Genomic DNA, 12,545 nt, shown 5'->3' with positions numbered 1-12,545 from the left:
TATGGGCGGGCCGCTGGCCAATTTCGCCGGCCTGCTGCACATGACCATGCACAGCCTGACCAAATCGGCGATCTTCTTCGCCGTCGGCCACATCGCCCAGGTCAAGGGCACCCAGAAGATCGCCGAGATCCGCGGCCTGACCGAAAGCCATCCCGTGCTCGGCTGGGGGCTGGTCACCGGCGTCGTGGCGATCGCCGGGCTACCGCCCCTCGGCGTGTTCATGAGCGAGTTCCTGGTCGTCACCTCGACCTTCGCCCGCGAGCCGCTGTTGGCGGTCCCGCTCGTCTTCGGCCTGCTCATCGCCCTTGGGGCGCTTGTGCTGCGCGTCCAGGGACTCGCCTTCGGCGAACCCACCGGCGCCTCTGCACCCATCCAGGCCTCGACCGTGCCGATGCTCGGCCATCTCGGATTGGTGCTGGCCGCCGGAATCTACCTGCCGCCACCGCTGGCCGCTTGGTTCCAGCACGTTGCCGGCCTGCTGGGCTGAGGGAGGACTCATGCCGGCGCTGAACGACATCGTCCAGTTGGGAAACCGGGTGGAGGCCGCCCAGCGCTGGATGCGAGTGATCGTCGATTCCGGGACTTGGAGCGGCGTCGCAAAGCAGCTTGCAAAGGGCGCCTGGACTCTGCTCGACCACTGGGGCGATGCCTCCCAGAGCCCCCAGGTGCACATGGCGCTACTCGACGAGCCCGCGGCCGAGATCGCCATCGTCAGCCTTGAATGCCCGTCGGGTCGCTTTCCTTCGGTGGGGCAGCACCACCCGCCCGCCATCCGTCTGGAACGGGCGATCTGGGACCTGTTCGGGCTGGAACCGGTCGATGTGCCGGATTCCCGGCCTTGGCTCGACCACGGCCGCTGGGGCCTGCACCAACCGCTTGGCGAACGTCGGCCGGCACTCGCGGCCGAGCCCTATCAATTCCTGCCGGTCGAGGGCGAGAGCCTGCACCAGATTCCGGTCGGGCCAGTGCATGCCGGCATCATCGAGCCAGGGCATTTCCGGTTCACCGCGAACGGCGAGACCGTGGTCCGGCTCGAGGCACGGCTCGGCTATGTCCATCGCGGCCTCGAGGGCCTGATGGCCGGAGCGGACCTCGACCGCGCGGCCCGACTGGCCGGCCGGGCTTCCGGCGACAGCACCGTCGCCTATGCCTGCGCCTTCGCGCAGGCCGTCGAGACCGCGCTCGACGTCAAGGTCCCGTTCCGCGCCGCCTGGCTGCGCGCCCTCATGCTCGAGCTGGAGCGCCTGGCCAACCATCTCGGCGACATCGGCGCCATCTGCAACGATGCCGCCTTCGCACTCATGCACGCTCATTGCGGCGTACTGCGCGAACGCGTGCTGCGCGCCGCCGGACGGGCCTTGGGTCACCGCCTGATGATGGACCGGGTGGTGCCGGGCGGTGTCGCCGCCGATCCCGGGCCGGAGGCGGTCGAGATCCTGGCCGCGCTGATCGACGAGATCCGGCTGCACTTCCCGCCGTTGGTCGAGCTCTACGACAACACCGCCTCGCTGCAGGACCGCACGGTCGCAACCGGCATCCTCGCCCCTGCGCTGGCCCGGCGTTTCGGCGCCGGCGGCTTCGTCGGGCGGGCCTCTGGCCGCCGCTTCGATGCACGGCAGGCCTTCGGCGACGCGCCGTACCGGATGCTTGCCTTCGACGTCCCGGTTCTGGAGGAGGGCGACGTCAACGCCCGGGTCTGGATCCGCATCCGCGAGGTCGAGCAGAGCCTGTCGCTGATCGCCCAGATCCTGGAGCGACTGCCGGGCGGCCCGGTCCGCGCCGAGATCCCGCGTCGGGCCGGCGAGGGATCAGCGCTGGTCGAGGGATTCCGCGGCGACATCTTCGCCTGGGTTCGACTGGATCGGGAGGGCCGGGTTCTGCGTGGCCGGCTGCGCGACCCGTCCTGGTTTCAGTGGCCGCTCTTGGAGGCCGTGATCGAGGGCAACATCGTCGCCGACTTCCCGCTCTGCAACAAATCCTTCAACTGCTCCTATGCGGGGCACGACCTCTGAGGACGCCATGCGCCGGCACCTGTTCCAGGGCCTCCTCCGGCCGCCGCTGACCGACCCGCGGCCGCCCGCCGACGATCCGGAGCTGGCGGCCCTGGCCGCCCGCCTCGACGTTGCCGCCCGTCGGCGGCTGGGGCGCAGCCTGTCGATCCGCGAGGTCGATGCCGGCTCGTGCAACGGCTGCGAGCTGGAGATCAACGCCCTCAACAACGTCGTATACGATCTCGAGCGGTTCGGCCTGCGCTTCGTCGCCTCGCCGCGCCACGCTGACGTGCTGCTGGTGACCGGACCCGTCACCCACAACATGCGCGAGGCGGTCGAACGCACGCACGCGGCCACGCCGGCGCCGAAATGGGTGGTCGCGGTCGGCGACTGCGCGGTCGGCGCCGGCCTCTTCGCGGACTCTTACGCGACGGTCGGCAGCGTAGCCGCCGTGCTTCCCGTCGACCTCCACATCCGCGGCTGTCCGCCGGACCCGACGACGCTGCTCAAGGGGCTACTCGCGCTGATGGACCAGCGTGAAAGCGTCGCGAGATCGGTGCTTTGAAAGCGCTCCAAACCATTGTGCTGGCCGAAGGCTTCTATCTCCTCGAAGCGCCGCGCCGGATCACGCACCGGGTCGAGAGGCCAGGCCGGCAAGCCGTGGCCTGCGCGCTTGGCGGTCCGGACGGGCGAACGCTGTTCTGCCGCACGGTGGCCAGGGAGTTCGAGGACGTTACCGGGTGTGCGCCAACCGCCCGTGTGGAGATCGCCAAAGTCGCCATTCCCGCGCAGGGGATATGGGATGCCTGAAGCCGTAGGCCGATACCACCAGCGCACGACCAGCCCCTTCCGATGCACCAGGACTAACATGGACATCAGCAAGATTCCAGCCGGACGGAACCCGCCCTATGACGTCAACGTCATCATCGAGAACTCGGTGGGCGGCTCCCCGGTGAAGTACGAATTCGACAAGAGCGCGGGCGTCATGGTCGTCGACCGCATCATCCACACGGCGATGACCTATCCGGGCAACTACGGCTTCATCCCGCACACCCTCTCAGGTGACGGCGATCCGGTCGACGTCATCGTCATCGGACGCCATCCGATCGTCCCCGGCGCGGTGCTGCGGGTCCGCCCGATCGGCGTTCTGCTGATGGAGGACGAAAAGGGCGCGGACGAGAAGATCCTGGCCGTACCGATCGGCAAGCTGAAGCCCGACTACGACGACGTGCACAGCCGCGAGGACCTGCCGGGCGACCTGTGGCAGCAGATCGCCCACTTCTTTGCCCACTACAAGGATCTGGAGGACGGAAAATGGGTACGGATCGCCGGGTGGGAGGGGCCGAGCAAGGCCGCCGAGATGATCCTGGCCGGCATCGAGCGCGCCGCGGCGCAGGATCCCGACGCACCATGATCCCCAGCGCGGAGGCATAGCGATGTCGCTTCATCGGGTCCGCTTGGAACTGGCGCCATGCATCGAAGCACCTGACGGAGATAGCCGGTGCGGCTACGAGTTGACCGTTCCGCTGGATCGCGACGGCCGCCTGCAGGCGGCGTCCTGGCAGCGGCGTTTCGCCGACTGCCGGGTCCGTCGGTTCTGGTTCGGGCAGAAGTATCGGTCCGGGATTCTCGTGCATATCGGGCAGGGCCAATGGGCGTTCTCTCAACTTCCTGGCGACTCTGGTGGGCATCCGATCTGGCGGTTGCAATCTGACCGGCTGGTCGAGAACGAGATCGTGACGGTGACGGAACTCGATGGCGTGGCACGGCACTTCAGCGTCGCGCGCGTCCGGCCACTGCTTCGGCTCTTTGGAGGACCGAAGGCCGAAGGGAACGTCGACAAGCGGCATGGCTGACGATCTCGGGCCGCACCCGGTACGCCTGGGCCTTGAGCCACCTGGGTGTATAGCCGGGGGTCGCGAGCGAGAGGAAGGATGATCGGATGGTTGATATCAAGGTGTCGGTGACCAGAGGCGACGACGATGCAGGGCGGACGGAACGCCTGAAGCGTGTGGCCACTCAATTGCGTGGCGAGCGGCTATCCGTGCTGGCGTTGCACGACCACCTCGATGTGCTGGGAATCAACTGGAGGCGGCGCCCCTACACCGGCGAGGTTGTAAGGGCTATGCGGATCTGCGCCGAGCATGGCATCGATCGGGCGGATCACTACATCCGGGGCCGACTGCTGCTGAGCGATACGGGCTGCGACGCTTCTCACCCAGGCAACCTCCTATAGTTCGCTGACGACGCCTCCGGAAACGTCCATAAGGGCAAATTGAATGCAGAGCCGATTCCCGCCTGTGTCACCCTTCGTTTGTGCCCTCGGGTGCAAATGTCCGCGCTGCGGCCGCGGCGCGTTGTTTCGGGGTTTTCTGACTGTCGCCGAACGCTGCGGTGTCTGCGGCCTCGAGCTGTCCAAGGTCGACTCGGGCGATGGTCCCGCGGTCTTCTTGATTTTCATTCTCGGCTTCACGGTGGTCCCGATCACCTTGTGGCTCAGCCTGTCCTATGGTCTGCCGGCATGGGCCCCGGTCGCGATCGGCGCCGTGATGATCGTCCTGATCGCAGCGGCTCTGCTGCGACCGGCGAAGGCTTTTGTCGTCGCCCTGCAGTATCGCGGGCGAAACGGCAACTGAGACCTCGGCGCATGAGTCGGTCGGGAATAGTCGATCCCTGTCGCCACATCCGTGCTGCGACGTCGAAGACCGCGGATTGATGCTCCAGCGCCCCACCGCGCAGTGCGTCGATCAGCGGAAATTCTGGCCGGATGGCTGAGCGATCTCGACCTTCAGCGCCGGGCTCAGATGGGGCTGAACAAGGGCGAGGCGCACCATGCGCTGAAGCGCGCCATCAGCTTCAACCGACGTGGCGAAATCCGTGATCGCACCTCCGAGGGCCAGCAGCATCGGATCGCCGGCCTCAACCTCCTGGCCGCCATCGTCATCTACTGGAACACATGGCGCCTCGGCGAGATCGTTGCTGGCATGGTTGAAGCCGGCCAGGCGCCGATGCCCGACCTTCTCGCGCACGTCTCGCCGCTGGGCTGGGAGCACATCACGTTGACCGGAGAGTATCGCTGGTCGCGCTTAAGGTAGGATTTCGCCCCCTCCCGCAAACGACCCCTGGATGGGCGGTCGCTGCGCCGGCGTCTCCGATGCGGACGTTGGTTTTTGTCGGCCGGATCCGGCCTTTGTCGGTTGGCCTGGCCCGACGAGAGGCAGCACACAGGACACCGCACTCGGTTCCGGATAGCGGACATGACCGCGTTCGACCGTAGGAGCTTGATCCCTGGTCAGCTCGGGTATCCTGCGCGGCGGGGTTGGGCCGACGCCGGATGGAGTGAGGGCCATCCGCTTCCACAGCCCTGGGCTGGATAGTCGTCTTGCGTTCCAACTCACTTCGATATCTCACTCTGCGGCAAGGTCAATCGAAAGGTCGCCCCGCGATCGTCGTTGTTGAAGGCCTCGATCCTGCCCTGGTGGGACTCGGCGATTGAGCGGCAGATCGAGAGTCCCATTCCCATTCCATGGGCCTTGGTGGTGAAGAAGGCGTCGAACAGGAGACCCTCCGCCCCCCGCTGAATCCCGGGGCCTGCGTCCCGCACGTCGAAGATTACCTCGTTTCCGCGGTTGCGCGAGCGGATCGTGATCTCGCGCTCTTCCCTCGGCGTTGCCGCCATGGCGTCGAAGCCGTTCATCAGGAAATTGACCACGATCTGCTGCAGCTGGATCGGGTCGCCCCTCACCTCTCCCAGGCTTGGCTCAAGATCGATCTGACATGCGACACCTCTCTCATGAGCTTCGCCTTTGAGGAGTTCCATGACGTCGCCGACGAGATGGTTGAGGTCGACGGGTACGGACTCCACTTCTTGCTTCTTTGCCATGGCTCGGATCTTGGCGATCAGGCCTTCGGCGCGGACTGCGTTGTCGATGACGCGGTTCAGAGACATTTCGGCCCTCTCCAGCTCGGGCGGCTTGCGATCGAGCCATCGCAAGCCGCTCTGGGCATGCAGCTTCATGGCGCCAAGCGGCTGGTTGATCTCATGCGCGATCGACGCAACCAGCTCACCCATGGTCGTGAGCCTGGTCACATGGGCGAGCTCGGCCCGGGATTTCCGCAGCAGCTCGGCGGTGCGCCTGGCCTCCGTGATGTCCATGACGGCCGCCGAGATCCGGAGTCTGCCGTCCTTCTCGCGCTCGGCCTTGCCGAGAATGTTGAGATGCTTGACGGAGGCATCCTGCATCACGATTCGATGCTCGAGCTCGATGCGCTGCACAGGCTCGGCCAGGCCGTAGAACCCGCTCCGGGCCGTGTTCACGTCTTCGGGATGGATCCGATCCAGCATCCGCCGGACGCTCGGGGAGACCTCCTCGCCGAAGCCGAACACGCGGTAAGTCTCGGCAGACCAGAAGATTTCGGCATCGGGGGCGACGAAGCTGATGCTTCCCGTCCGGCTCAGCGCCTGGGCATCGGCCAGATACGCCTCGCTTCGCTCCAGCCTGCTCTGCCCGCGTCGCAGAGCCGACCCCAGCAGCCACAGCAGCAGGATCGACTCGGTGTAGAGCAGCAATCGCCGAACATTCTCGTCGGGCAGTGCGAACGGATCGAGGGAATGGAGGGGCTGCAGGAAGAAGAACCGGATGCTGGCAATCGCCAGAATCGCGGCCAGCAATCCGGCGCCGATGCCAAATCGCCAGACCGAGAACACGACGGCGAGCAGCATGGTCGCGAACGCCGTCGGTATGCCGTAGCTGTCGAGAAAGGTTGCAACGGCAAGCGCAAGGAGAACCGCAAGAGATGCCTGTCCGTATCGCGCCATGGCGCCCCTCTCTTATTCGCGTGAAGGCCTTTCAGCGGCCGCCTGAGATCGGATGACAAGGCCTCGAGGGGAGGTGCCCCCCCGAGACCACAGGCCGACGTTTGCGATCGAGGACAAACACCGCCGGTCAATCGGGAGCACTCTCGCGGAAGAGGAGAGCCGCGGCGCGTTAGGTTGTGTTTTCGTCCGTTAAGTTGCGCTGCACCGGGCGGGAACACTGTTTCGACAGCAGTCTCGCCCCCCAGGGAGCAGCCAATACCTCGATCTCAGGATTCGTAAATTTGCGCCGATCTGCTCGGACTCTTCGCCGTGGCAGAGGACGTGCCGGCTTATGATCGCGGGTTCCTCTCCACTTTCGACAAGTTTCTGCAGCATGTAGGCCCGCGTCGTACCGAGCAGCCGATATCGCGTCGATCGCGCGCCGCCACACGCGGCAACCAGGGATTTCGCGACGAGGCTCGCGACCGCGTTGGCGGCCTGGGCGCCGTCGATGTCGAAGCCAGCCGTAACCGAGAGAGCGGCTCCGAAGGAGAAGTAGCCGGAAAAGACGGCCAATCGCCGGAGCACCACCCGCTCGGCCGCCGACAGCAGGTTGTGGCTCCAGTCGAGCATGGCGCTGAGCGTCCGGTGCCGCGGCACGGCGGTCCGTCGCCCGTCCCAGCCAAGCGTGAACTGGCTGTCGAGGAGCACCGCGATCACCCGCACGCTATAGGCTTCGACACGGCCGGCGGCGAGTTGGATGGCCAGGGCGATGCCGTCGAGTCTGCGGCAGATCTCGCCGACGACCGGAGCCTCCTCATCCGAAAACTCGAAGCGCGATCCGCATGCGACTGCGTGTTCCACGAACAGCTGAACAGCCGGAAAGCGCAGGGCATCGGCAGCCGTCAGGGCCGGATCCTCCGGCGGGTAGTCGAGGGGACGCAGCCGGTGCACCTGCTCCCCTTCCACCCGCAGCGGCTCCCTGCTCGTGGCGAGAAGATGGATCTCGGGGGCCGCACCGCGGATGCGGTCCGTCAGCGACGCCACCGCATCGATGACGTGCTCGCAGCTGTCGAGGATCAGCAGCATGCGCCTCCGACGGAGAAACGCCAGAAGGGAAGCGGCAGTGGTGTCCGGGCCGACGGGCGCCCCCAGCGTAGACGCGATGGAGCTGGGCACGAGCGAAGGATCGCTCAGCGAGCCCAGATCGATGAAATGAACGGCTCCCCCGACATCTTCGAGCATGTGACGGGCAACGGCCACCGCGACGGTCGTCTTGCCGACGCCGCCCGGACCGACGATCGTGAGGAAACGCCGGGTCGCCAGGTTCCTGGAAACATTGCGGACCGTGTCGTCCCGTCCGACCATCCGGGTCGGTGCGGGTGGCAGTTCGGCGGCTGCGCTGGGCGGCTGAGACCCCGCTGCCGGCTCCATGCCCGTGTGATGGGTGAGGCTGGCGACGAAGCAGTAGCCGCGGCCGGTCACGTTGGCAATGTAGCGGGCATCCTGCTCGCCATCCCCGAGCGCTCTGCGCAGGCCGGCGATCTGGACTCGGAGCGTCGTCTCGCTGACCGTCAAGCCCGGCCAGACCCTGGCCATGATCTCGTCCTTGGTCACCACCTCGTTCGCACGCTCGATCAGGACCAGCAGGAGGTCGAGCGCGCGGCTGCGGAGAGGGACCGGGGTATCGTTCCTTTCGAGAAGTCTCCTGGCAATGGACAGACGGAACGGACCGAACGACACCACGTCCCGACGAACGGCATTCTGCAAACCCTGATGGTACGGCATCTATTAAGCCTTGTTTCCCCCGGCTTCCTCTTTCCTTCGCCTGACGCCGGCCCCCCGGCAGCGGCTTCATCAATCCTGACCGGGATCATCCCGGCCGCGGGCTGGCAGCATCAGCCGCGCGGGTCCAGCCGGTCGCGCAGCCCGTCACCCAACAGGTTGAAACCGAGGACCGTCAGGAAAATCGCGGCGCCCGGAAACCAGGCCAGCCAGCTCGCCAGGTCGAGGAAGCTGATCGCGTCGCGCAGCATGTTGCCCCAGGTCGGGGCCGGCGGCTGCACGCCCAGCCCCAGGAAGGACAGGTAGGATTCGGTGATGATGGAAGACGCCAGCAGCAGCGAGGCCTGGACCAGCACCGGCGAGACGATGTTCGGCAGCATGCAGCGCAGGAGGATCGTGCCGTTGCCGAAGCCCAGCGCCCGGTTGGCCTTTACATAGTCCAGCCGCCGCACCAGCAAGGCCTGGCCGCGCGCAACCCGCGCCAGGGTCGGGAAGTTGATGACGGCGATGGCCAGGATGGTGTTCAGCAGCGACGCACCCAGCGCGGCGGTGATGCCAAGCGCCAGAAGGATGCCCGGAAAGGCCAGGAGGACGTCCATGCACCGCATCAGCACCATGTCGACCTTGCCGCCGAAATATCCCGCAGCCAGCCCGACCGGCACTCCAGCCAGCAGCGCCCCACCGACGCTGGCCAGACCGACGAGAAGAGAGACGCGGGCCCCGACCAGGATGCGGGTCAGTACGTCACGTCCGAGATCGTCCGTGCCCAGCAGATGCGACCAGGAGGGAGGCGCCAGCGTCGCCAGGAAATCGGCCTGGTCGGGCGCATAGGGCGACAGCCATGGCCCGATGACCGCGGCCAGCACCAGCAGCACGACCAGGGCAAGTCCGATGGCGCTGCGGCCGTCACGCGCCAGGCGAAGCAGCAGGCCGGGGCCGGCGGTGTGCGCGCTGCTGCTCATGGCGTGCCCCGCATGCGTGGATCGAGAACGGCGTAGATCATGTCGGTCGCGAGGTTGATCAGCACGAACAGCACCGCTGCCGCCAGGATCGCGCCCTGCACCACCGGATAGTCCCGGGCGAAGATCGCATCGACCGTCAGCTTGCCGATGCCCGGCCAGGCGAAGACCGTCTCGGTCACGACGACGCCCCCCATCAGCTGGCCGAGTTGCAGCCCCACCAGGGTGACCACCGGGATCAGGGCGTTGCGCAGCGCGTGCTTCCACACCACCCGGCGCCGCGGCAGCCCCTTGGCGCGGGCGGTGCGGATATAGTCGGCGCTCAGCGCCTCCAGCATCGCCGCGCGGGACATGCGCATGGTTGCGGCCGCCATGCCGACGCCGAGCGTCAGCGCCGGCAGCGCGATGTGGTGCAACGCCTCCAGGGGGGCGGTGACGAAGGGGACATAGCCGGAGGCCGGGAACAGCGACAGGCGGATCGACAGGAACAGGACCAGCAGGATGGCCAGCCAGAAGCTGGGCAGGGACAGGCCGAACAGCGCCAGCAGCGACGCGCCGAAATCCGCCAGGCTGTTGCGGCGGGAGGCGGAGATGACGCCGGCCGGAATGGCGATTGCCAGCGACACCAGCAGGGCGCAGAAGCCCAGCTGCAGCGTCGGCACCAGGGCCGTCAGCACCATCTCCAGGACGGGCCGCCCGGTCTGGATCGACCGGCCGAAGTCGCCGATCAGGACATGGCCCAGCCAGACGACGAAGCGCAGCAGGAAGGGCTGGTCCAACGCGTATTTGGCCCGGAGCGCCGCAGCGGCCGCGGGGTCCGCCTCCAGCCCCAGCAGGGCGGTGACGGGGTCGCCCGGCACCAGCGACAACAGGGCGAAGGACAGGAAGCACAGGCCGAGCAGGACCGGCAGCAGCGCCGCCAGGCGGGACAGCACCATCCTCATGACGCCCGCTCCTGCCGGGCCGCGTCCCGCGCCCGGCGATAGGCCGCGATCCGCCGGGCCGTCGCCGTCTCCTCCGGAATGCCGGAGCTCGCGGCGACAGGCGGCAGGGTCTCCGCGAAGAGGCAGGCGGACAGGTGCCCTGCCGCGACCGGGTGCAGCGGCGGCACCGCGCCGTCGGTGCAAGCCGGCCGGCGGTGGGGGCAGCGTCCGGCGAAGCGGCATCCCGGTTCGGGCCGGGTCGGGTCGGGCGGCTCGCCCGGCAGCAGGGCATGGTGCCGGGCGCCCAGCTCGATGCGTGGCACCGCGGCGAGCAGGGCCCGGGTGTAGGGATGACTTGGCCGTTCGAACAGGCGCCGCACCGGCGCGGTCTCCACCACCCGGCCGGCATACATCACCACGACGTCGTGCGACAGGTGGCGGACGACGGCCAGGTCATGGGAGATGAACAGCAGGGCGACGCCCGTGTCGCGCTGCAGATCCTGCAGCAGGTTGATGATCTGGGCCTGGATCGAGACGTCAAGCGCCGAGACCGGCTCGTCGCAGACGATCAGGTCGGGCTCGACCGACAGGGCGCGGGCGATGGCGATGCGCTGGCGCTGGCCGCCGCTGAACTGGTGCGGCAGGCGGTCGAGCTGCGAGGCCGACAGGCCCACCCGTTCCATCAGCTCCGCGGCCCGGCGCAGGGCCGCCGGCCGGTCGCACAGGCCGTGCAGCAGCATTGGACGCACCAGCACCTCGCGGATGCGCTCGCGCGGGTCGAGTGAGGCGTAGGGATCCTGGAACACCACCTGGACGCGCCGGCGGAAGCGGCGCAGCCCGGTCCGGTCCAGCCGCAGCACATCCTCGCCGTCCAGCGCCAGCGTGCCCGAATCCGGGTCCTGCAGCCGCAGCAGCACGCTGCCGAGCGTGCTCTTGCCGCAGCCGGATTCGCCGACGATCGCCAGCGTCCGGCCGCGCTCCAGCCGCAACCCCACCTCGTCCACGGCCCGCACCCGACGGGCGCGCGCGAAAGGGCCGGCCGACACGGCGAAGGACTTCACCAGGCCTTCGGCCTGAAGCAAGGGGGCAGCGGCGGTCATGACAGCGCCTCCACCGGCGCACGCCAGCAGGCCACGTCATGGCCGGGAGCCATGGCCCGCAGGGGCTGGGCCACGTTGCACTCCGGCGCCGCGAAGGGGCAGCGCGGCGCGAAGCGGCAGCCGGGCAGCATGGCATCGGGTGACGGCATGCGGCCGGGGATCGGCTCCAGCCGGTCGGTCTCGCCGTCCAGCTGCGGCATCGCGGCCAGAAGCGACAGCGTGTAGGGGTGCTGCGCGTCGCGGAACAGGGAGGCGGCCGGGGCGCGCTCGACCACCCGTCCGGCATACATCACGACGACATCGTCCGCGACCTCCGCCACCACGCCGAGATTGTGGGTGATCAGCAGGACGCCCGTGCCCATCCGGTCGCGCAGCTCCGTCAGCAGGGCCAGGATCTGCGCCTGGATGGTGACGTCCAGCGCCGTGGTCGGCTCATCCGCGATCAGCAGCGACGGTTCGCAGGCCAGGGCCATCGCGATCATCGCGCGCTGCCGCATGCCGCCAGACAGTTCATGCGGATAGGCGTCGATCCGGCGCTCGGCGGCGGGGATATGGACCTGGCGCAGCGCCTGCAGCGCCTTGTCCCGTGCCGCCTCGCGCGACAGGCGGCCATGGGTCCGCACCGCCTCCGCGATCTGGTCGCCGATGGTGAAGACCGGGTTCAGGCTCGTCATCGGCTCCTGGAAGATCATCGCCATGCGCGACCCGCGCAGATCCTGCATCTGCCGCTCGCTCATCCGCAGCAGGTCGATGTCCTCGAACGCGGCCCGTGCCGCGGTGATGCCGCACAGCTTCCGCGGCAGCAGGCGCATCAGCGAGGTGGCCAAAACGCTCTTGCCCGAACCGGATTCGCCGACGACGCAGACGATCCGCCCGCGCCCGACGCGCAGCGACACCTCGTCGACCACGGTGATCCGCCGGCCGAAGGGCCCGAGCGAGACCGAGAAGCGGTCGATGTCGAGTAGCGGTGCGGGATCGGGGGATGCCAT

14 protein-coding genes and 1 pseudogene are annotated in these 12,545 nt (G+C 67.9%); 9 read left to right on the top strand and 6 right to left on the bottom strand.

Translation table 11 applies throughout. The features are described from left to right. The 9 genes and pseudogenes from FFK22_RS24230 to FFK22_RS24190 all read left to right on the top strand — a co-directional run. A partial coding sequence (locus FFK22_RS24230) for a proton-conducting transporter membrane subunit (protein WP_221938813.1) occupies window positions 1-487 on the top strand: 487 nt, incomplete at its 5' end. 10 nt (window positions 488-497) lie between these two features. Beyond that, a complete protein-coding gene (locus FFK22_RS24225) occupies window positions 498-2,012 on the top strand; it encodes an NADH-quinone oxidoreductase subunit C (RefSeq protein WP_138892370.1) in 1,515 nt (504 codons plus the stop codon). A gap of 7 nt (window positions 2,013-2,019) precedes the next feature. Further along, the gene (locus FFK22_RS24220; protein ID WP_138892371.1) at window positions 2,020-2,556 is read left to right on the top strand and encodes an NADH-quinone oxidoreductase subunit B family protein; all 537 of its coding nucleotides are present in this window, start codon (window positions 2,020-2,022) and stop codon (window positions 2,554-2,556) included. After that, window positions 2,553-2,801: an SMP-30/gluconolactonase/LRE family protein gene (locus tag FFK22_RS24215; protein WP_138892372.1), complete on the top strand. Its 249-nt coding sequence runs from the start codon at window positions 2,553-2,555 to the stop codon at window positions 2,799-2,801. The genes FFK22_RS24220 and FFK22_RS24215 overlap by 4 nt, the downstream gene beginning before the upstream one ends. 58 nt (window positions 2,802-2,859) lie before the next feature. Further along, complete coding sequence (ppa, locus tag FFK22_RS24210; protein ID WP_138892373.1) at window positions 2,860-3,405, top strand: inorganic diphosphatase; 546 nt, start codon at window positions 2,860-2,862, stop codon at window positions 3,403-3,405. Window positions 3,406-3,427: 22 nt separating this feature from the next. Beyond that, entirely contained in the window at window positions 3,428-3,847 is a 420-nt protein-coding gene (locus FFK22_RS24205; RefSeq protein WP_138892374.1) for a hypothetical protein, read from the top strand. Between the two features lie 86 nt (window positions 3,848-3,933). Next, window positions 3,934-4,227 carry a hypothetical protein gene (locus tag FFK22_RS24200; RefSeq protein WP_138892375.1) on the top strand — a complete coding sequence of 98 codons (294 nt, stop codon included), beginning with the start codon at window positions 3,934-3,936 and terminating at the stop codon, window positions 4,225-4,227. Window positions 4,228-4,270: 43 nt separating this feature from the next. Continuing rightward, window positions 4,271-4,627: a DUF983 domain-containing protein gene (locus FFK22_RS24195; RefSeq protein WP_138892376.1), complete on the top strand. Its 357-nt coding sequence runs from the start codon at window positions 4,271-4,273 to the stop codon at window positions 4,625-4,627. A 132-nt stretch (window positions 4,628-4,759) separates the two neighbouring features. After that, window positions 4,760-5,086 (top strand): annotated as a pseudogene (locus FFK22_RS24190) (Tn3 family transposase); the annotation flags it as partial. 299 nt (window positions 5,087-5,385) lie between these two features. Here the strand turns inward: FFK22_RS24190 and FFK22_RS24185 are convergent. The 6 genes from FFK22_RS24185 to FFK22_RS44515 all read right to left on the bottom strand — a co-directional run bounded on the left by FFK22_RS24185 (window position 5,386) and on the right by FFK22_RS44515 (window position 12,545). Then, complete coding sequence (locus tag FFK22_RS24185) at window positions 5,386-6,810, bottom strand: ATP-binding protein (protein ID WP_138892377.1); 1,425 nt, start codon at window positions 6,808-6,810, stop codon at window positions 5,386-5,388. Window positions 6,811-6,999: 189 nt separating this feature from the next. Next, window positions 7,000-8,577 (bottom strand): winged helix-turn-helix domain-containing protein, encoded by a 1,578-nt coding sequence (locus FFK22_RS24180; protein ID WP_138892378.1) that lies wholly within the window; start codon window positions 8,575-8,577, stop codon window positions 7,000-7,002. A 110-nt stretch (window positions 8,578-8,687) separates the two neighbouring features. After that, entirely contained in the window at window positions 8,688-9,536 is an 849-nt protein-coding gene (locus FFK22_RS24175; RefSeq protein WP_138892379.1) for an ABC transporter permease, read from the bottom strand. Beyond that, on the bottom strand, window positions 9,533-10,477 hold the full coding sequence (locus tag FFK22_RS24170; RefSeq protein WP_138892380.1) for an ABC transporter permease: 945 nt from the start codon (window positions 10,475-10,477) through the stop codon (window positions 9,533-9,535). The genes FFK22_RS24175 and FFK22_RS24170 overlap by 4 nt, the downstream gene beginning before the upstream one ends. Beyond that, the gene (locus FFK22_RS44520) at window positions 10,474-11,556 is read right to left on the bottom strand and encodes an ABC transporter ATP-binding protein (RefSeq protein WP_138892381.1); all 1,083 of its coding nucleotides are present in this window, start codon (window positions 11,554-11,556) and stop codon (window positions 10,474-10,476) included. The genes FFK22_RS24170 and FFK22_RS44520 overlap by 4 nt, the downstream gene beginning before the upstream one ends. Then, window positions 11,553-12,545 (bottom strand): ABC transporter ATP-binding protein, encoded by a 993-nt coding sequence (locus FFK22_RS44515; protein WP_138892382.1) that lies wholly within the window; start codon window positions 12,543-12,545, stop codon window positions 11,553-11,555. The genes FFK22_RS44520 and FFK22_RS44515 overlap by 4 nt, the downstream gene beginning before the upstream one ends.

The organism is Mycobacterium sp. KBS0706 (assembly GCF_005938675.2).
In the GTDB taxonomy this organism is placed as follows: Bacteria; Pseudomonadota; Alphaproteobacteria; order DSM-16000; family Inquilinaceae; genus Inquilinus.
This window is presented reverse-complemented; position numbering and strand designations above follow the sequence as displayed.

Excerpts from the sequence above, each read along its gene's own strand:
- FFK22_RS24225 (WP_138892370.1), top strand. The coding sequence starts at position 498 with ATGCCGGCGCTGAACGACATCGTCCAGTTGGGAAACCGGGTGGAGGCC.
- FFK22_RS24220 (WP_138892371.1), top strand. The coding sequence starts at position 2,020 with ATGCGCCGGCACCTGTTCCAGGGCCTCCTCCGGCCGCCGCTGACCGAC.
- ppa (WP_138892373.1), top strand. The coding sequence starts at position 2,860 with ATGGACATCAGCAAGATTCCAGCCGGACGGAACCCGCCCTATGACGTC.
- FFK22_RS24205 (WP_138892374.1), top strand. The coding sequence starts at position 3,428 with ATGTCGCTTCATCGGGTCCGCTTGGAACTGGCGCCATGCATCGAAGCA.
- FFK22_RS24200 (WP_138892375.1), top strand. The coding sequence starts at position 3,934 with ATGGTTGATATCAAGGTGTCGGTGACCAGAGGCGACGACGATGCAGGG.
- FFK22_RS24195 (WP_138892376.1), top strand. The coding sequence starts at position 4,271 with ATGCAGAGCCGATTCCCGCCTGTGTCACCCTTCGTTTGTGCCCTCGGG.
- FFK22_RS24185 (WP_138892377.1), bottom strand. The coding sequence starts at position 6,810 with ATGGCGCGATACGGACAGGCATCTCTTGCGGTTCTCCTTGCGCTTGCC.
- FFK22_RS24180 (WP_138892378.1), bottom strand. The coding sequence starts at position 8,577 with ATGCCGTACCATCAGGGTTTGCAGAATGCCGTTCGTCGGGACGTGGTG.
- FFK22_RS24175 (WP_138892379.1), bottom strand. The coding sequence starts at position 9,536 with ATGAGCAGCAGCGCGCACACCGCCGGCCCCGGCCTGCTGCTTCGCCTG.
- FFK22_RS24170 (WP_138892380.1), bottom strand. The coding sequence starts at position 10,477 with ATGAGGATGGTGCTGTCCCGCCTGGCGGCGCTGCTGCCGGTCCTGCTC.
- FFK22_RS44520 (WP_138892381.1), bottom strand. The coding sequence starts at position 11,556 with ATGACCGCCGCTGCCCCCTTGCTTCAGGCCGAAGGCCTGGTGAAGTCC.
- FFK22_RS44515 (WP_138892382.1), bottom strand. The coding sequence starts at position 12,545 with ATGGCATCCCCCGATCCCGCACCGCTACTCGACATCGACCGCTTCTCG.